At 69.3% G+C, this 17653-nt stretch carries 18 protein-coding genes; 11 read left to right on the top strand and 7 right to left on the bottom strand.

Going from position 1 to position 17653, the window contains the following annotated elements; all coding sequences use genetic code 11:
* Positions 1 to 91: 91 nt before the first annotated feature.
* Both AC1DGI_RS01365 and AC1DGI_RS01360 read right to left on the bottom strand, forming a co-directional pair.
* On the bottom strand, positions 92 to 322 hold the full coding sequence (locus AC1DGI_RS01365) for a zinc-ribbon domain-containing protein (protein ID WP_476897471.1): 231 nt from the start codon (positions 320 to 322) through the stop codon (positions 92 to 94).
* Between the two features lie 28 nt (positions 323 to 350).
* Positions 351 to 1049: a TetR/AcrR family transcriptional regulator C-terminal domain-containing protein gene (locus AC1DGI_RS01360; protein WP_476897470.1), complete on the bottom strand. Its 699-nt coding sequence runs from the start codon at positions 1047 to 1049 to the stop codon at positions 351 to 353.
* A 240-nt stretch (positions 1050 to 1289) separates the two neighbouring features.
* On the opposite strand from AC1DGI_RS01360, the gene AC1DGI_RS01355 reads away from it, so the two are divergent.
* Positions 1290 to 1547, top strand: coding sequence for a hypothetical protein (locus AC1DGI_RS01355; protein ID WP_441399574.1), 258 nt, complete (start codon positions 1290 to 1292; stop codon positions 1545 to 1547).
* A 79-nt stretch (positions 1548 to 1626) separates the two neighbouring features.
* Here AC1DGI_RS01355 and AC1DGI_RS01350 read toward each other — a convergent pair whose 3' ends face one another.
* Positions 1627 to 2307 carry an NADPH-dependent F420 reductase gene (locus tag AC1DGI_RS01350; protein ID WP_476897469.1) on the bottom strand — a complete coding sequence of 227 codons (681 nt, stop codon included), beginning with the start codon at positions 2305 to 2307 and terminating at the stop codon, positions 1627 to 1629.
* Between the two features lie 139 nt (positions 2308 to 2446).
* On the opposite strand from AC1DGI_RS01350, the gene AC1DGI_RS01345 reads away from it, so the two are divergent.
* Together AC1DGI_RS01345 and AC1DGI_RS01340 are read left to right on the top strand one after the other, a co-directional pair.
* Complete coding sequence (locus tag AC1DGI_RS01345) at positions 2447 to 3082, top strand: TetR/AcrR family transcriptional regulator (RefSeq protein WP_476897468.1); 636 nt, start codon at positions 2447 to 2449, stop codon at positions 3080 to 3082.
* Between the two features lie 122 nt (positions 3083 to 3204).
* Positions 3205 to 4068, top strand: coding sequence for a DUF1684 domain-containing protein (locus tag AC1DGI_RS01340; RefSeq protein ID WP_476897467.1), 864 nt, complete (start codon positions 3205 to 3207; stop codon positions 4066 to 4068).
* Here the strand turns inward: AC1DGI_RS01340 and AC1DGI_RS01335 are convergent.
* On the bottom strand, positions 4065 to 5198 hold the full coding sequence (locus AC1DGI_RS01335) for an acyl-CoA dehydrogenase family protein (RefSeq protein WP_476897525.1): 1134 nt from the start codon (positions 5196 to 5198) through the stop codon (positions 4065 to 4067). The genes AC1DGI_RS01340 and AC1DGI_RS01335 overlap by 4 nt on opposite strands.
* Positions 5199 to 5278: 80 nt before the next feature.
* Positions 5279 to 6112, bottom strand: coding sequence for an SDR family NAD(P)-dependent oxidoreductase (locus tag AC1DGI_RS01330; RefSeq protein ID WP_476897466.1), 834 nt, complete (start codon positions 6110 to 6112; stop codon positions 5279 to 5281).
* Positions 6113 to 6269: 157 nt separating this feature from the next.
* Here AC1DGI_RS01330 and AC1DGI_RS01325 point away from each other — a divergent pair, with 157 nt between their 5' ends.
* From AC1DGI_RS01325 to AC1DGI_RS01305, 5 genes are all read left to right on the top strand, one after another.
* Positions 6270 to 7595 (top strand): glycoside hydrolase family 76 protein, encoded by a 1326-nt coding sequence (locus AC1DGI_RS01325; RefSeq protein ID WP_476897465.1) that lies wholly within the window; start codon positions 6270 to 6272, stop codon positions 7593 to 7595.
* A gap of 164 nt (positions 7596 to 7759) precedes the next feature.
* Positions 7760 to 8809: an iron ABC transporter substrate-binding protein gene (locus AC1DGI_RS01320; protein ID WP_441399586.1), complete on the top strand. Its 1050-nt coding sequence runs from the start codon at positions 7760 to 7762 to the stop codon at positions 8807 to 8809.
* 4 nt (positions 8810 to 8813) lie between these two features.
* Positions 8814 to 10406 carry an ABC transporter permease gene (locus AC1DGI_RS01315; protein ID WP_476897464.1) on the top strand — a complete coding sequence of 531 codons (1593 nt, stop codon included), beginning with the start codon at positions 8814 to 8816 and terminating at the stop codon, positions 10404 to 10406.
* Positions 10403 to 11578: an ABC transporter ATP-binding protein gene (locus tag AC1DGI_RS01310; protein ID WP_441399590.1), complete on the top strand. Its 1176-nt coding sequence runs from the start codon at positions 10403 to 10405 to the stop codon at positions 11576 to 11578. The genes AC1DGI_RS01315 and AC1DGI_RS01310 overlap by 4 nt, the downstream gene beginning before the upstream one ends.
* Before the next feature lie 65 nt (positions 11579 to 11643).
* A complete protein-coding gene (locus AC1DGI_RS01305; RefSeq protein ID WP_476897463.1) occupies positions 11644 to 13557 on the top strand; it encodes a glycogen debranching N-terminal domain-containing protein in 1914 nt (637 codons plus the stop codon).
* 56 nt (positions 13558 to 13613) lie between these two features.
* Here the strand turns inward: AC1DGI_RS01305 and AC1DGI_RS01300 are convergent, their stop codons facing one another.
* Both AC1DGI_RS01300 and AC1DGI_RS01295 read right to left on the bottom strand, forming a co-directional pair.
* Complete coding sequence (locus AC1DGI_RS01300) at positions 13614 to 14402, bottom strand: phosphatase PAP2 family protein (RefSeq protein WP_441402090.1); 789 nt, start codon at positions 14400 to 14402, stop codon at positions 13614 to 13616.
* A gap of 95 nt (positions 14403 to 14497) precedes the next feature.
* Positions 14498 to 15103: a YdeI/OmpD-associated family protein gene (locus tag AC1DGI_RS01295; RefSeq protein ID WP_441402089.1), complete on the bottom strand. Its 606-nt coding sequence runs from the start codon at positions 15101 to 15103 to the stop codon at positions 14498 to 14500.
* Positions 15104 to 15146: 43 nt separating this feature from the next.
* On the opposite strand from AC1DGI_RS01295, the gene AC1DGI_RS01290 reads away from it, so the two are divergent.
* The 3 genes from AC1DGI_RS01290 to AC1DGI_RS01280 all read left to right on the top strand — a co-directional run bounded on the left by AC1DGI_RS01290 (position 15147) and on the right by AC1DGI_RS01280 (position 17627).
* A complete protein-coding gene (locus AC1DGI_RS01290; RefSeq protein ID WP_441402088.1) occupies positions 15147 to 15911 on the top strand; it encodes a VOC family protein in 765 nt (254 codons plus the stop codon).
* 91 nt (positions 15912 to 16002) lie between these two features.
* Positions 16003 to 16542, top strand: coding sequence for an NUDIX hydrolase family protein (locus tag AC1DGI_RS01285; protein ID WP_441402087.1), 540 nt, complete (start codon positions 16003 to 16005; stop codon positions 16540 to 16542).
* 26 nt (positions 16543 to 16568) lie between these two features.
* Positions 16569 to 17627 (top strand): DUF6707 family protein, encoded by a 1059-nt coding sequence (locus AC1DGI_RS01280; protein ID WP_476897462.1) that lies wholly within the window; start codon positions 16569 to 16571, stop codon positions 17625 to 17627.
* Positions 17628 to 17653 lie beyond the last annotated feature (26 nt).

Here is a 17653-nt window from a genome sequence, read left to right as displayed (position 1 = left end):
CGGGTTACTTGTACCCCTCGGATGTTACCCGGCTCGCGGGAAAGCGGGAACCGCCGCGAAGAAGTGTCCGCCCCCTGGACGGCTACCCCGTTCACCAGGCCAGGGCGTTTTTCTGCCGCGCCCTGATCGCCGAAGTCCGGCCGCAGTTCGAGCAGGTAATCCGGTAGCTCCTGGCCGTGGTGAGGACCGGGATGAAGAAAACCGTGAACTTCGTGGCCCGCTCTTGGAGTTGATGGTGGACGAACTGCCCGCAGTACTGGCAGGTGGCGAGCCGTCCGGGCCTATCGCTCAGGACGGTCTTGAAGCCAAAGAGGAGGAACATGCTGGAAGCCTTCCGGCGAGATGGAGTGTTAGGCCCGCGAGGACAGGCGCGCGGCGAGTCCGCTGAGCAGGATGGTGATGCCTTCGTCCAGTTCGGCCATGCCGTCGTAGTCGACCAGGACGGGGGCCAAGGCCCGGAGCCGGGGAAATTCCTTGGGCGGCAACCGGTGCAGGCCCAACCGAAGCAGGGCTTCATTCTCCTCCGGATCGACGATGAACTCCTGCAATTCGTTGAGGATGTGCCCGTACAGATAGCCGTAGTAGGCGCGGTAAACGTGAAGTGCGTCGGCCGGCGCGAACCCGGCATCAATCAACAGGGACAGAATCTGTTCCAGGGGCCGCAGCGTCCCCAGCGGGCGCAGGCCCAGCGGCGTCGAGAGCGGGCGGGTTACCAGCAGTGGCACAACGTTCGGGTGCCGGAGCGCCAGTTCGCGGAGGTCGTGGGCGATGCGCCGGAGCTGGGCCTGCCAGTCCGGGTCGTCGGGGAAGATGGCGAGTTCGTTCAGGACGAGTTCCGAGACGCCGTCCAACACCGCCGCCCGGTTTGCCGTATAGCGATACAGCCCCATCGGGTCCCGGCCGAGCTCTTGCCCGAGGCGCCGCATGGTGAGTGCGTCCAGCCCTTCGGCGTCAATCAGGGCCAGCGCGGCGGCGAGCACCACCTCCCGGCTGAGCCGCGGTTTTGAGGCGGTCGCCGGGTGAAGCTCCGGCAGTTCTGCGGGTGGCATGAGGCTCCGATCGGGTAGCGGGCGAACTTTCAAGCCGCCCGGCGGACGGCAAATTAGCACGCTTGCTTATCAAGTAGTCTACGCGTAACGTCTACGTTGTAGAGAGATATCCAGCACCATCCTCGGATCGGCGGAAATCGCCGCCTCCGAGACCCTGCTAACGCCCCGTGCATGGCGTCCAAGCATCAGCTGCTGTAGCCCTCGGCGGCACAAAATGCACCCAGCGGAAACGAGCCAGTCATGGCATATTCGCAGTACGACCAGTTCCTTCAGGAAGCCACCGCGCACGACGCCGCACCGGGCGCCGTCCTCGGACGGGATTGCCTTTACGGGATCTACACGAGTTGGTGTTTCCTGTCCCAGACAGCGCCCCGGCCCGAAGACGACTTCTGGGTGGCCATGAAGCAGAAAAGGATCCGCCCCGGACGCACGCCGCTCCGCATGAAGGGGCCCGCGGCCGCTGACTACATCCTCTCCAGCTACCCGGGCGTTATCTAAGCCGCCCGGGCTACCGGAGCCGCCCCGCCTGCCGGATTTGCCGGCGGCAGCAGCGCCGGGGCGCCTACCGCCGGGGCGCCTACCGCGCGATCTTGAAGTTGAAGTCCGCATTACCGAAGGTGCCCATGAGCCGCAGCCAGACCGGCAGGAGCATCTCTGTTCCGCGGGCCGCAGTGATGTCGCCCAAATCGATGATGTCGCGGTGGCCGAGCTCCGCCAGCAGTCCGGCTACCACCGTTTTGGCCTCCGCGTCGTTGCCGGCGACAAACACCGAGTGGTCGCCGCCGGCCACGCTTGCCGGGTCCACCATGACACTGGCGTTCATCGTGTTGAGGGTCTTGACCACCCGCGCGTCCGGAAAATCCCGTTGGAGCTGTTCGCCGAGGCTGTCGGTGTTCACCGGGTTCAGGGACGGCGGGAAGCCCTGGGAGAAATCGAGCGGGTTCGCGATGTCCACAATGACCTTGCCGGCCAGGTTGACGGCGCCCGCGGCGGTGAGCGCGTCCAGTGATCCGGTGCCGTTGGTGGCGTTGACAACAATGTCGCTGCCCGCAGCTGCCTCGGCGAAGGTCGTCACCACCGTATCGCCGTGTTCCGCATGCCACCGGGCAAACGGGACGCCGCCCATCGGGCCAGCCTCGGTCCGGGCCAGCGTGGCCTGGGGATCGCGGGTTCCGATGACGACGTCGTGGCCGAGCTTCGCCAGCGCGCCGGCGACGGCGGGTCCGACGGTGCCGGTGCCAAATACTGCAATTTTCACGGAGACCTCTTTCGAGAAGGATTCGGGAACAACGGGTAGACAGGCTTGTCTACTCTTGCCGAGACGCTATCAGACAGGTCTGTCTACAGCAAGGGTCAAGCGGAGGTCGCAGACAGACTGGTCTGTGTACCATGAAGGCATGACGCCGACAGCAGCCACCGCGCCTACCGCCGCAGGGCAGCGCGCTGCCCGGACCCCGGCAGGACAGGCAAAGGACAAGATCCTGGCCACGGCCTTCCGGCTCTTCTATGCCGAGGGCCTCCGGGCGGCCGGCGTCGACACCATCATCGCGGAGTCCGGGGTCGCGAAGGCCACGTTCTACAAGTATTTTCCGGCCAAGGATGACCTGATTTTGGCCTATCTCGAGCGGGTGGATGAGGTCTGGTCCGGGCAGTTGCACGCCGCCGCCGACGCCGCCGGGCCGGACCCCGCGGATCAACTGGTCGGACTCTTCGACGCCCTGTCCACGGCCTCCCGCCGCGACGGCTACCGCGGCTGTGCATTCATCAACTCGGCCGCCGAATCAGCCTCCGGCACCCGGGTGCACGAGCGGACGGTCGCCCACAAACAGCACATTCTGGCCTGGATCCGGGACTTGGCAGAGCAGGCCGGAGTTCAGGAGCCGGACCGACTGGCCCGCAGCCTGAGCCTGGTCCTCGACGGCGGCCTGGCCAGCGGCGTCCTCGACGCCGACCCCGCCGCGGCCGCCGCCGCCCGTACTACAGCGGCGCAGCTCGTGGCCGCCGCCCTGTCAACGACGCCCGCCCCCAACTGACTGGCAGTTGTTGACGTTTTGAGCGCGCAAAGCGGCAACAATTGCGAGTTACTTGGGGAGGAATTCGCCGCACCGGTCTTCGGTTGTATCTTGGGCAGCAACTCACCGCCTGAGAGGACCCCATGAGCACGCAGCAGCCCGACCCGCAGCTCGCCCGCTGGCAGCGCTTCCGGAAGAACCGCAACGCGGCCCTCGCCAGCCCCTACGGCTGGCTCACGCTGACATCGTTCCAGTGGCTGGCGGAGCGGCCGGCCGCCGTCGACCTCGTCCCCGGCCTGTGGTCCACGGACGGCACGACGGCGTTCCTCACCGCCGACGCGGCCGACGGCCTGACACTCGTCGAGACCGGCGAACCGGTCGACGGAACCATCAGCGCGGCCCTGGCCAACGAGGAGTCCCTGCTGTGGGTCCAGTACGGCGGTGACGACGGCCGGCAGGTCGTGGTGGAACTCGCGATGCGGGCAGACCGGTACGCGCTCCGCACCCGGGACTCGGCGTCGCCCGTGTTCACCGGGTTCGACGGCGTGCCCACCTTCGGCTACCGGCCGGACCTCGTTCTCGAGGCGCGGTTCACGCCCTACCCCGAGCCCGTGGACGTCCCCATCGGCACCGCCAACCCGCTGGTGGACGGGGTGCACCGCTCCGTCGGCGAGCTCGTCTTCCGGTTGCCCGGCCAGGAACATGAGAGCCGCCTGCAGGCCGAGGAGGAGAAACTCGGCGCCCTGACCGTGACCTTCCACGACGAGACCAACGGAGACTCGACCGACGAATGGCGCAAGGTCTCCACCGCCAGGCCCCGCATCGATTCCAGGGGAAACAGGACCGTGGTCCTGGACTTTAACCGGGCCATTAACTACCCCAGCGCCTTCACCCCTTACGGCACCTGCCCCGTGCCGGTGAAGAACAACAGCCTGGACTACCGGATCGAGGCCGGCGAGAAGCAGCCCAACCCCCTGCCGGGGTCCGAGTCAGGGTCCGCGGGCTAGACGATCGCGGACACGCCGGTCACGGCGCGGCCCACAATCAGGGTGTTGATCTCGTACGAGCCCTCGTAGGTGTAGATCGCCTCGGCGTCGGCGAAGATCTTGGCCATCCGGTAATCCGTCACGATCCCGTTGCCGCCCAGCAGGGACCGGCCCATTGCCACGGTTTCGCGCATCCGGGCAGTCACATAGGATTTCGCCAGCGCCACCTGGGGCATGTCCGCGGCGCCTTCATCCTGCAGCTGTGCGATGCGGACCATCATGCCCATGCTGGCCACGGCGTTGCCGAGCATCGTCACCAGCTGTTGCTGGACCAGCTGGAACTTGGCCAGCGGCCGCCCGAATTGATGGCGTTCAACGGCGTACTGCCGGGCGACGTCGAACGCGGCCAGCTGCTGCCCCACACCCTGCCACGCAACCATGATCCGCGAACCGCGCAGCAGCTCGTTGGTGTCCTCGAAGCTGTTGATCCCGGCGAAGCGGTCCGATTCGGGCACCCGGACGTCGGCGAACACGATGTCCGCGTTCTGCACCGTGCGCAGCGCGATCTTGTTTTCGATCCGGCTGCGGGTGACGCCGGGCAGCGTGGCGTCGACGATGAAGCCGCGGATTCCGCCGTCGGCCTCATCACGGGCCCAGACCAGCATGTAGTCGCAGAACGTCCCGTTGCCGATCCAGCGCTTGGCGCCGTTGAGCAGCCAGTAGTCGCCGGCGTCCCCGCCGGAGACCCGGCGCGCGGTGGTTACCATGCCGCCCGCGACGTCCGAGCCGTGATCCGGCTCGGTCAGCGCGAACGCCCCGGTGGTCCGCAGGTTCGCCGCGTCGGAGAGCAGCCGGGCCTTTTGCTCCTCGGACCCGAAGCCGTACAGGGATTCCACGAACAGGTCGTGGTGCACCAGGAAGAACGTCGCGAGCGAGGTGTCCACCCGGGTCATCTCGGCGATGACAAGGCCGGCGAACAGGTTGCTGTAGCCGCGCTGGGCCGGGGCGCTAAGCTCCAGCGCCGCCAGCTTGGGCAGGATGTATGCCGGAAACTCGGCGTCATTCCACCACTGGGTGGCGAACGGCGCCACCTCGCGGGCCAGGAACTCACGCAGCTCCGCCAGCTTGGCCTGCTCGGCGGCATTGAGCATCGATTCGAAGTCAAAGAAATCGGCGGTCGGCAGTCCGGCAGGGGCCCGGTCAATGGAGGCAGGAGTGTCCACGACGAGCGTCACTTCGGTCCCATCCGGATGGCGCCGTCGAGCCGGATGGTCTCCCCGTTGAGCATCGCATTGTCAACGATGTGGGCGGCGAGGTTGGCGTACTCGGCCGGCCGGCCCAGCCGGGACGGGTGCGGCACCTGCTGCCCCAGCGAGTCCTGCGCCTCCTGCGGAAGCCCGGACATCATGGGGGTTTCGAAGATGCCCGGCGCGATCGTGACGACGCGGATCAGCGAACGCGCCAGTTCCCGGGCGATCGGCAGGGTCATGGCGGCGACGGCCCCCTTGGAGGCAGCATAGGCGGGTTGGCCGATCTGGCCGTCGAAGGCCGCTACGGAGGCGGTGTTGATGATGACGCCGCGCTCCGGGCCGCCCAGCTCCGTGACGGCCGGTTCGGTGGCGGCCATCGCGGCGGCGGCCAGGCGGATGACGTTGAAGGTGCCCACAAGGTTGATCTGGATCACGCGGTTGAACGTTGCCAGCGGGAGCACTCCGTCGCGGCCCAGCACCTTGCCAGGGGTGCCTATGCCCGCACAGTTCACCACGACCCGCAACGGCCCGAGGGCGACGGCGGCGTCGACGGCGGCCTGCATCTGCTCTTCGTTGGTGACGTCCGCGGGGACAAAGACGGCATGGTTCGCAGGTTCCGGGCTGCCGGTGCCCGCCGGGGCCCCGGCAGCGGCGTGGCCGCGAGCGTTCAGTTCGGCGGCGAAGTCCTCCCCGGCCGAGGCCGGCAGATCCACCAGCACCACGGAAGCGCCGGCGTCGAACAGTCGCCGCGCCGTGGCGGCCCCCAGGCCGGACGCGCCCCCGGTGATCAGTGCGACAGTACCCAAGACGTCCATGCATCCTCCTTGATGTGGAACCACGATCCCGCCGTCAGACTGCACAGCCCACGGCACCGGGGAACATTAGTTAGTTCAGGTTAACTGGAATGCAAACATTGCGCACCCCGGCCCCTAGATTCCGCGCCGGGACCGCCGTCGCTACTAGGCTTGCACCATGACCGCAGCCGCTGCCCACTCCCCCGTCCCGAACTGGTCTTTCCGCGCCGACGAGGCCGCGCGTTCGGTGACCCGGTTGTTCGGGCAGCGGCTCTTCTTCCTGCCCGGCACCCACATCGCCGCGATCGCCCGACCGTCCGGCCGGCTCAAGAACCTGGCCCGGCCGTGGCACTACTGGTGGCAGGCGCACTATGTGGACTGCCTTGTGGACGCCGGCCGCCGCGAACTCGGCACCGGGGGCCACACTCCGGCCAGGTTCGACGGCGACAATCTCCCCAGCGCCGGAAAACTGGCCTCCCGGCTGGTCACCGGCATCCGGCTGCGGAACTTCCTGACCGTCGTCAACAACTACTACGACGACATGGCCTGGCTTGCCCTGGCCACCCTGCGGTTGGAGAAGCTCGCGGAGGACACCCGCAAGACCTCCGGCCGGCGCCGCAACGCGCGGGTCCTGAAGAGCCTCACTCTCCAGTTCGACTCGGCGTCAACGGACGACCTCGGCGGCGGCACGTTCTGGAGCAAGAAGCGGGATTTCAAGAACACCCCGGCCACGGGCCCGGTGGCCCTGTATTACGCCCGGACCGGGCAGGCCGCCAAAGCCCAGGCCCTGCTCGACTGGCTCGACGCGAAGCTCTACGACCCGGAACAGGGCCTGTACCGGGACGGCCTCCGGATCGCCCCGGGCGGCGAACTGGTACTGGAGGGCGCCATCTACAGCTACAACCAGGGCCCGGTGCTGGGTGCCCTGCTGGAGCTGGGCGGCGAGGCGAACCTGGCCCGCGCGGCGGCGCTCGTGGCGGCGGTGGCGGCCAACCTGACCGTCTCGGCGCCGCTGCTGGGACGCAAGGGCACGGTGCTCCGCTGCGAGGGCACCGGCGACGGCGGGCTCTTTACCGGGATCCTGGTCCGCTACCTTGCCCTGGCCGCGGTCGACGAGCGGCTCTCCGCCGAGGTCCGGGCCACCGCCGCCCTGCTGGTGACCGACACGGCGGAGGCCTTCTGGGAGGGTCGCCGGGTGGTCGGGGCGCAGGAACCGCTGGCACGCAGGGGCACCCGGCTGGTCTTCTCGGCCCGTCCCGAGCTGCCGGCGCGCCGCAGCTACCCGGCTGGAGCCGCCGTCGAACTGTCCACCCAGCTGCAGGCCTGGATGGTGCTCGAGGCCGCGGCGTCCATCGCCGGGAAGCTCCCCGTCGTCGGAAAACCCCGCCCGGCCCCGGAGGAGACCAGCGCAGAAGCCGAGACCGACACCACCGCGGACACCGGCACGGAAACCGCCGCGGAGCCTGCACCGGGTACTGCCACCGAACCCCCGGCGGGCAATTAAGTCACGCAATGGTTACGTAATTCGTGTGATCCTCCTCACTTAAGGCGCTATCGGCTTGGTTGCTTAGGTTTGGCTAACCTACAGTTTTTCGTAGTGAGCACACCCTAACTTCCCGCTCACGGAGGTTAGGCACCTACGACCTTTTGCTTGCAGAAAGTAGCCTCATGAAGATCCGCACCAATGCGCTGGCGGGCATCGCCCTTGCAGCCACCGCCGCGCTCGGCCTCGCCGCCTGCGGCTCGGGCGCCTCGACCTCCGGCAGCACCGCGGCCGACGGCAAACCGTCCGGCGCGATCACGGTATACAACGCCCAGCACGACACCCTGACCAAGGAATGGGTGGACGCCTTCACCGCCGAGACCGGCGTCAAGGTCACCGTCCGGCAGGGCTCGGACACCGAAATGTCCAACCAGATCATCCAGGAAGGCGCCGCCTCGCCGGCAGACGTGTTCCTCACCGAGAACTCCCCCGCCATGGCCCAGGTGGAAAACGCCGGCCTGTTCGCGGACGTGGACAAGGCCACGGTGGACCAGGTTCCCGCCGACTTCCGCCCGTCCACCAACAAGTGGACCGGCATCGCGGCCCGCTCCACGGTCCTGGTCTATGACAAGAACAAGATCAGCGCCGACAAGCTGCCCAAGTCGATGCTGGACCTGGCCAAGCCCGAGTGGAAGGGCAAGTGGGCCGCGTCGCCGTCGGGCGCCGACTTCCAGGCGATCGTCTCGGCGCTGCTGGAACTCAAGGGCGAAGCCGCCACCAAGGACTGGCTCAAGGGCATGAAGGACAACTCCACGGCCTACAAGGGCAACAGCGCGGCCATGAAGGCCGTCAACGCCGGCGAGGTCGACGCCGCCCTGATCTACCATTACTACTACTACGGCGACCAGGCCAAGACCGGCGAAAACTCCAAGAACGTCACGCCGTACTACTTCAAGAACCAGGATCCCGGCGCGTTCGTGTCCGTTTCCGGCGGCGGCGTGCTCAAGTCCTCGAAGAACGCGGCCGCGGCCCAGGCCTTCCTCAAGTTCATCACCGGCAAGAAGGGCCAGGAGGTGCTGCAGAAGGGCACGTCCTTCGAGTACGCCATCGGCTCCAGCGTGCCGTCCAATGACAAGCTGGTTCCGCTGACGGACCTGCAGGCCCCGAAGGTCGACCCGGCCAAGCTCAACTCCGCCAAGGTCACCGAAATGATGACCCAGGCGGGACTGCTCTAAACCGGTGACAAAAACGCTGGCGGCGGCCGGAACTACCGGAAGCACGACGACGGCGGGCCGGGGCACGCGCCCCCGCCCGCCTTTCGGCGTCTCCGTGGTCGCCATCCTGGCGGTCCTGATCGCCCTCTTCTCGCTGATCCCACTCGGCTATGTTGCGTTCATGACGGTCGCGACCGGCTGGGACACCGCTGTCAGCCTGATCTTCCGTGCCCGGGTGGGTGAACTCCTGCTCAACACCGTGCTGCTCATGGTCATCACCGTTCCGCTTTGCCTGGTCCTGGGCGTGGGCGGCGCCTGGCTGGTGGAACGCACCAACCTCAAGGGACACAAGTGGTGGGCCGTGCTGCTCGCCGCGCCCCTGGCGATCCCGGCCTTCGTCAACAGCTATGCCTGGGTTTCTGCGGTGCCCTCCATGGGCGGGCTCTGGTCCGGTGTGCTGATCGCCACCCTGTCGTACTTCCCGTTGGTCTACATCCCGGCGGCCGCCACGCTCAGCCGGCTGGATCCGGCGATCGAGCAGTCCGCCGCCTCGCTGGGGCTTGGGGCATGGCGCGCGTTCTTCCGGGTGGTGCTCCCGCAGCTGCGGATCGCGATGACCGGCGGCGCGCTCCTGGTCTCGCTGCACCTGCTGGCCGAGTACGGCGCCTTCGCGATGATCCGCTTCGACACGTTCACCACCGCGATCATGGTCCAGTTCCAGTCCACCTTCAACGGGACGGCCGGAAACATGCTGGCCAGCGTGCTGGTCTTCTTCTGCCTGATCCTGCTAGTGGTGGAGGTCCGCGGCAGGGGCAGCGCCCGGTACGCCCGGGTCGGTTCCGGGGCCCAGGCCCGCGCGCTGCGCCTGCCGCTGCACGCCTACCAGCTGCCCGCGCAACTCTCCCTGCTGGCCCTCACCGCGCTCGCGTTCGGGCTGCCGCTGACCTTCGTGCTGCGCTGGATCTTCGCCGGCGGACCGGAGATCTGGACGGCGGACGAGTTCCTGCCCGCCCTGCTGCAGACCCTCGGTTACGGGCTGGCCGGGGCCGCCGTCACCACGGTGGTCGCCTTTCCGATGGCGTACCTGGCCGTGCGGCGTCCCAGCTGGTTCAGCAAGGGCCTGGAGCTCTCCAACTACATCACGAGCTCCATGCCGGGGATCGTGGTCGGCCTCGCCTTCGTGACCGTCAGCATCCGGATGGCGCCGACGCTCTACCAGACCACCGGACTGCTGGTCGCCGCCTACGTGCTGCTGTTCCTGCCGCGCGCGCTGGTGAACATCCGGTCCGGGCTCTCGCAGGCCCCCAAGGAACTCGACGAGGCCGCGCAGGCCCTCGGCAAACCCCCGCTGCTGGCATTCATCCGCGTCACCTTGCGCCTCACGGCCCCGGCCGCGGCCGGCGGCGCGGCACTGGTGTTCCTCGCGATCGTCAACGAGCTGACGGCCACCCTGCTGCTCTCGCCCAACGGGACCCGGACGCTGGCCACGGAGTTCTGGAGCAAGAGCAGCGAAATCGACTATGCCGGCGCCGCGCCCTACGCCCTGTTGATGATCCTGATCTCGGCGCCGATGACCTACCTTCTCTTCCAGCAGTCCAAGAAAGCAGCGGGACAGTGACCGAACAACACCCCTCCAGGCTTCCCGAACCCCGGGTCGCAGCCTCCGTGGCCCCCAGCACCAACAGCCACCTGGAAATCGACGCCGTCACCAAGAACTTCGGTTCGCAGGCGGTTCTCAAGGGCGTCAACCTCTCCGTCGCCAAGGGCGGAACGACGGCGATCGTGGGCCCCTCCGGCTCGGGCAAGACCACCCTGCTGCGGCTGATCGCCGGCTTCGAACACCCCGAGACCGGCAGCATCTCCCTCAACGGGACCAAGGTAGCCGGCGACGGCGTCTGGGTCCCTGCGCACAAGCGGCACGTGGGCTACGTGGCGCAGGACGGCGCTCTCTTCCCGCACCTGACGGTCGGCCAGAACATTGCCTTCGGTCTGGATGCCGGCAAGCTCCCCGGCGGCCACCGCGGCGTCAAGGCCCGGGTGGCCGAGCTGCTGGAAATGGTCGCGCTGGACCCGGCGATGGCCAAGCGGCGCCCGCACCAGCTCTCCGGCGGCCAGCAGCAGCGTGTCGCGCTGGCCCGCGCCCTGGCCCGGGAGCCGGAGCTCATGCTGCTGGACGAGCCGTTCTCCGCGCTCGACGCCGGTCTGCGGGTCGCCACCCGGCGCACCGTCGGCAAGGTCCTTCACGACGCCGGAGTAACCACCATCCTGGTCACCCACGACCAGGCCGAGGCACTCTCCTTCGCGGACCAGGTAGCGGTGATGCGGGGCGGCAAACTCGCGCAGATCGGCAACCCGTTCGTGGTCTACACCCGCCCCGCGGACCGTGCCACGGCCGAGTTCCTGGGCGACGCGGTCATCCTCGACGCCTGGATGGAGGGGTCGCTGGCCACCTGCTCGCTGGGCGGCATTCCGGTACGCCGGCCCCCGGCCCAGGGCCGGGTGCAGCTCATGCTCCGCCCCGAGCAGATCCGGATCGCCGAAGACGGGCCCATCCGCGGGACCGTGGTGGACACGGACTACTTCGGTCCCGAAACCACCGTACGGCTCCAGCTTCCGGTGCCTCCGGTCCTCGCCGAGGGGGCCGTGGCCGACCACCGCTACCCCGGCGGGGGCGAGATCATCACCATCCGGCACTGGAATGCGTCCATTGCCCGGCCCGGCACCGAACTGACGCTGCGGGTGGTGGGTGAGGCAGTGGCCTTCCCGATGGACGACGCCCCGCAGGCCTGAAACGGGCTTGGGGTCCCGCGGGCCGGTCCTAGGCCGGGGCTCCGGTGCGACATAGGCTGGGGCGCATGACTGTTCAGCCCGCGCTTCACCGTCAGCACTGTTCCGTGGCCGCCCCCACCCAGTTGTGGCTCGACGCCGAAGGCCAGTTGGGCGGCCGCGGCCCAGCGGACAGCCCGGGCGCTGCGGCCGCCGATCCGACCGTCACCGGCGGGTGGTTCACCGGGCTGTTGCACGGCGACACCAGGATGCTGTGCCGGGCGGAGGTCACCGTCAACGGGCATGCGCCGGAACCTGCCACGGTGGAGTCCGCGCCCGGCGGCGTGCTCCGGGTCCGTGGACTGGTAAGGGGCATCGAGGGACCCACCGAGGACCCCGCCGTCGAGCTCCTGCAGACCTGGACCGTCACCCCCGGCGCTGTCCGGGTGACGCTGCGCCTGACCACGTCGCTGGATGCTCTGGACGCGGAGATCCAGGTGCGGCTCGCCGCGGATTTCACCGACATGGCCGCCATCCGGCTGGGCCGATTCCGCGAACCGCTCCGCCCCTCCGTGGCGGATGACTCCTCATTGCGTTGGAGCGAGGGCGGCAAGACCCTGACGGTGGCCGCGGCCGGCAAGGTGGGCGGTGGCGAGCTGTTGACCTGGCGCGGCACGGCCGGCCGCGGGCGGCCGTTCGCGGCGGAGTGGCAGGCCACTCTGGCCGACGCCGAGGACGCCGTCGTGGCCGCGCGCCTGCCCGCATCCCGCCCCGGCCGGTCCCGGCCAGAAGGAGCACTTGGCTGGCTGCTGGACAACTCCCTCGACGAGCTCGACGGGCTCCGGCTAGCGACCCGCAAGGCGCCCGACGCGCCCTTCCTCGCGGCCGGGGCGCCGTGGTATTTCACCCTCTTCGGCCGGGATTCGCTCTGGGCCGCGCGGTTGTTGCTGCCACTGGACCCAGCGCTCGCCGCGGGAACCCTGCGTGCCCTCGCTGCCTACCAGGGCACCGGGACCGACCCCGCCGCGGCCGAAGACCCGGGCAAGATCCTGCACGAGCTGCGGGCAAAGGAGCTCGTGCTCGAAAGCCAGGCCCTGCGGCTGCCGCCGGTGTATTACGGCGCGGTGGACTCCACCCCGCTGTGGCTGTGCCTGCTGGGCGAGCTGGGAGCCGCCGGGACCGACGACGCGGCGGTCCGCTCGCTGCTGCCCAACGCCGCCCGCGCCGCCCAGTGGCTGCTGGCCGCCGGGGCCGCCGGTAAGAGCGGCTTCCTCAGCTACCAGGACACGTCCGGACACGGCCTCAGCAACCAGGGCTGGAAAGACTCCCGCGACGCCATGCAGTTCCGGGACGGGCGCCAGGCCGAGGGCCCCATCGCGCTCTCCGAGGTGCAGGGCTACGCATACCAGGCAGCCGTAGCAGCGGCGGACCTGTTCGACTCCTACGGCGAACCCGGCGGGCAGGAACTCCGCGACTTCGCCGCGGCGCAGAAGCAGAACTTCCGCGAACGCTTTTGGGTGCACGACGACGACGGCGCCTTCCCTGCCATGGCACTCGACGGCCACGGCGAAGCGCTGGACACCCCGGGTTCGAACATGGGACACCTGCTGGGCACCGGGATCCTGGACGCCGCGGAGGCCCGGCTCGTGGCAGACCGGCTGCTCAGCCCGGAGCTGTTCTCCGGTTACGGGCTGCACACCCTGTCCCGGCGCGCGTCGGGGTTCTGGCCGTTCAGCTACCACTGCGGTTCGGTCTGGAGCCACGACACCGCCGTCGCCATCCGGGGCCTGCTCGGCGAGGGATTCAGCGCCGAGGCGCGGGTCCTCGCCGAGGGCCTGCTGGCAGCCTCCGCCTCGTTCGGCCACCGCCTCCCGGAACTGTTCGCCGGAGTCACCGCGGCGGAGTCCGGCCGAGCCGTGCCGTATCCGGCGTCCTGCCATCCGCAGGCGTGGTCCTCAGCTTCGGCGGTGGTTCTGGCCCAGGCGCTGGGCGTGGCCTTCTAGGCCAGCCTGGTGCCACCGCGCGCCGGACCGGGCCCCCGTGCGAGGCCGTGCGGGTGCTAAGCCGCCGTGGTATCCCCCGCCAAATGCCCCGGGTCGGGCGTCTGCTCGTCAGGCACCGCCGCCGGCGCCTCTGCCCGCATGGACATCCGCGCGGCGCGCAGGCCGTCCACCAGCACCACCAGGCCCGTGATGGCGACCGCCAGGCCCATCGAGGCCACGACATCGGTCAGCCAGTGGTACCCCAGGTAGAGCCGGCTGAACGCCACCAGCAAGGTTCCGAGGGCGGCCGCCGAATACGCCAGCACTGCCGTCGAACGCCGGACCGTGCGGGCCCCGGCGCCGCCGAGCAGCAAATACACCAGCACCAGCGCGAAGACTCCGATACCGAAAGTGTGTCCGGATGGGAAGGACAGCGCATCATCCGGGCCCATGAGGAAGTCGGCCGCCGACGGCCGGGCGCGCGCCACCTGGTGCTTGATGATGGTGGATGCCCCGAAGGTCGCCACCATGGCGCCGAGGAGCAACGCCGGACGCCAGATTTCCCGTTTCCGGGTTGCCCAGCCGAGGGCCACCAGGCCCCCGATGGCCGTCATCCAGGTGGGCGAGGTGACCGTGCTGACGGCCGCCAGGACGGCGGTCGCGAGGGCCGACCGGCCCTCGACCAGGGCAGCATGGACACCGCCGTCGAGCAGGGCGGGCCCCGAGTTCGTCTGGACCGCTGCCAGCATCAGCCAGAACACCGCTTCCCCCGCCACCAGCAGGCCGGCGGCGGCAAAGAACAGCGCGCGCTGCGAGCGGGGGCTCTGCAAGCCGCCGCGAGAACGCTGGTGCTGGAAAGTAGGCATTGGGCCATAATGCCAGACCAGGCTGTCGGCTTCCCTGACAGTTACTGGGAAGCCGCTGAAGACCCGGTCAATGACGCGCCGTTATGAGGCCGCCGTCAAGGACGTCCGGGGCCCGGCCGCCGGCTTTGCGGGTAGGGCGCTTCGTGGCGCGCGAGCATCTCCACGAAGCCGGCGATCTTGCGCGCCCGCGTGGACGCCTGCTTGACCGAGTTGGTCCGGTAGATCAGGGCGTACCGGTTCACCGACGTCAGCACCTCGAACATGGCCTGCGCCCGCGGGTCCGCCGCGATGGCGGCCGCGAGGTCCTCCGGCACTTCCGCGGACGCCTGGCCCGCATAGGCCGCTTCCCAGCGGCCGTCCGCCTTGGCGCTGTCAACCGCGGCCCGGCCGGCCGGGGTCATCCGGGCCGCCGCTTCGAGCCGCCCGATGCGTTCCACGTTCCGCGCCGACCACACGCTTTTCGGGCCGCGCCGGGTCATCCGCTGGAAGGAAGTCTCGGCGTCCCGGCGCCTGCCCTGGCCGTCGATCCAGCCAAAACACAGCGCTTCCTGCAGGGCCGCCTCGTAATCCAACTCCGTCACCGAGCCGCCCTTCTTGTGCAGCACCAGCCACACGCCCGGGCTGTCCGTGTGGTGCGCTTCCAACCAGGCCCGCCACTCGGCGGCGTCTTTGACCAGCAGTTCCATCAGCTCAGCAGCCATGGCACTATTGTGCTCCCGGCCCCCAATCATCAGGGAGATCACCTTGCTGCGTGTCCGCCCCATCCATTTCACCTCCCGCCTGGACCAGTGGGAGCGCCTGCTGACAGATTTGGGCATGGTCAAGACGGTCGACGGGCCAACCTGGCGTGAGTTCGACGCCGGCGCGGGCCGCCTGGCGCTGCACTTCGCCGAGCAGGGCGCGGCGGACGAGGGCGCCACCTCGTTCGGCGTCGAGGTCGGCGACCTGGCGGAATTTGCCCGCCGCACCAATGAAGCGGGCGCGCCGGACGGCACCACCGCCGAGCTCATCGAGGCGGACCACGGCCCATCCTGCCGGGTCACGGCCGCGGACCGCTTCAGTTTCCTGGCCGACCCGGCAACGCGCGCGTCCGACGGCAGCTGGGCGGGCTCCGCGGAGGCGCAACCGGGCCTCGCCGTCGTCGGCGTCTGGTTCGCAGCGGACCCGACGGCGGCAACCCGGACCCTCCGCGACATCGGCGCCCGCCCCCGGCCGGCGCCCGGCAGAGTGGCACCCGGTGAAACGGAGGCGTTCACGGCCAAAAACGGCGGGGTCCTCATGGTCGGTGTGGGCGCCGGAACCACTGCAGGAACCGGGCACGCCGGGCTCGGCTTCGAATACGACGGCGACCTCGACGCGCTGCGGAAACGGCTCCTCGGGGCAGGGCATGATGTGGCGGTGGTCGAGGGAGCCGCCGTGCCCCTCCTGCACGTGGGCAACCCGGACGCGGACGGCAGCGCGGCGCACCCGCACGCACTCTGGATCTCCGAGGCCCCGCCGGCGCACTGAGCCGGGCGCGTCGAGCGGCCGGACAGGCCGGGGGCGGGGTCGCCGGCCGGTTGACCACACCCGGCGAACGGGGATGGGGTAGAACTTAACCATGAACGTTCGCACTCCCGACCCCAATCCCGGCTGGCTCTCCGATGACGATCTGTTCGAGGCCCGCGGCCGGCTTCCCATGGTTTACGTCGAGGCCGTGCCGGTCCGGCTGGACCCGCTCGGGTTTGTGAACGAGGTCGGGACGCTGCTGCAGGCGGACGAGGACGGCACCATGGTCCGCTCCCTCGTGTCCGGCCGGGTACTCTACCGCGAGACCATCCGGGCCGCCCTGCTCCGCCACATGGAAAAGGACCTCGGCCCGCTCGCCTTCCCGCAGCTGCCGATCAGCCCGGTCCCGTTCACCGTGGCCGAATACTTCCCGTCCCCGTCGCACACCGGGTTCACCGACGACCGGCAGCACGCCGTAGCCCTGGCCTACATCATCCCCGTCACCGGCGAATGCTCGCCGCGGCAGGACGCACTGGAGCTGACCTGGATGACGCCCGACGAAGTGATGAGCCCCGACGTGCAGCTGGAGTTCAGCGGCGGCCGCGGCGGCCTGATCCGCCAGGCGCTGGCTTTCGCAGGCGTCGGCCAGTAGGACCCGAAGAGAATTTAAGGACTCAGATGACCCACCCCATAGCCTCCCTGAACTACAGCGAACGGCCGGCGGGATCTCTGCGGACCGGGGATCTGCTGCTCCTGCCCGACGCCACGCGCGCCGCGGAAATCCGTCACGTGGACGTCGACAACGACGATTTCGGCGCTCCCGCCATCATCCGGGCCACGCTGACCGGCGGCGGCGTGCTGCGGATCGCCGCCAGCTCCGTGGTCCTGGTCCGGGACACCGAGGCGGAACCGTCCACCGAGGCCTCGCCGGCTGATTTGCCCCCTGCTGATTTGTCCCCTGCGGGGGGTTCCCCCGCTGACGGCGGCCCGGACGACGACGGCCCCGAACTGCAGTTAGTCCAGCACTTTCCCGGCGAGGACGGCAGCGCACCGGCGGCTCCCGCCGTCGTCGTTCCTCCCCTGCCGGTGGCCCCCCCGGTTGCCAGCGGCCCCAGCGAAGCGGACCTGGCCCTGATCCCGGTTCCGGCCGGAACCCCGGAGTCCGTCGTGGACGCCGCGGCCGAAGCCCACCCCGACGCGCTGGGCGTGCTGCTGCTCAGCGACCGGCTCACCAAGGGCATCAACACCAAATCCGGCAGCTGCCTCAAGGACCTCAGCGACCTGGCCCATGAGCTGTTCGTCGTGCTCAAGGATGCCGACAACGCCCTCGCGGTCGCGGACCTGCTCAACGTCCTCCCTTTCGACGGAAACCCCGGCCGCTGGTCCTCGGTGGAGGCCTCCCTCGCGCTGGCCAGCTACATTTGCCGGCAGCGCGGAGAGGAAGCCCGCGCCGCCGTCTACGAGAAGTTCCTGCGAGCGCCGGACGCGATGGAGTCGGATCCGTTCAAGGCCCGGATCAACGCCAAGGTACGCCAGCGCTCGCTGAACGAGCCCAACCTGTACGACAAGGAAATCTTCCGCGCCATCGACAATTCCAACCCGGATGCGGAGCGTGAATGGCGGCTGCTGCGGCTCGAAGCGCTCCTCTTCCTGCGCGCGCACGGCGGCTCCCAAACCCTGGGCGGCCCGGAGCTGGAGCGCCGGATCGGCAACGAACTCGAGTCCGTCCGCGCCTGAGCGGCCCTACCCCGCCGGGGCCGGGC

This window comes from Arthrobacter sp. 05N428_2 (assembly GCF_056397065.1).
The sequence above is the reverse complement of the archived record's forward strand: the minus strand, read 5'-3'. Positions and strand labels throughout refer to the sequence as shown.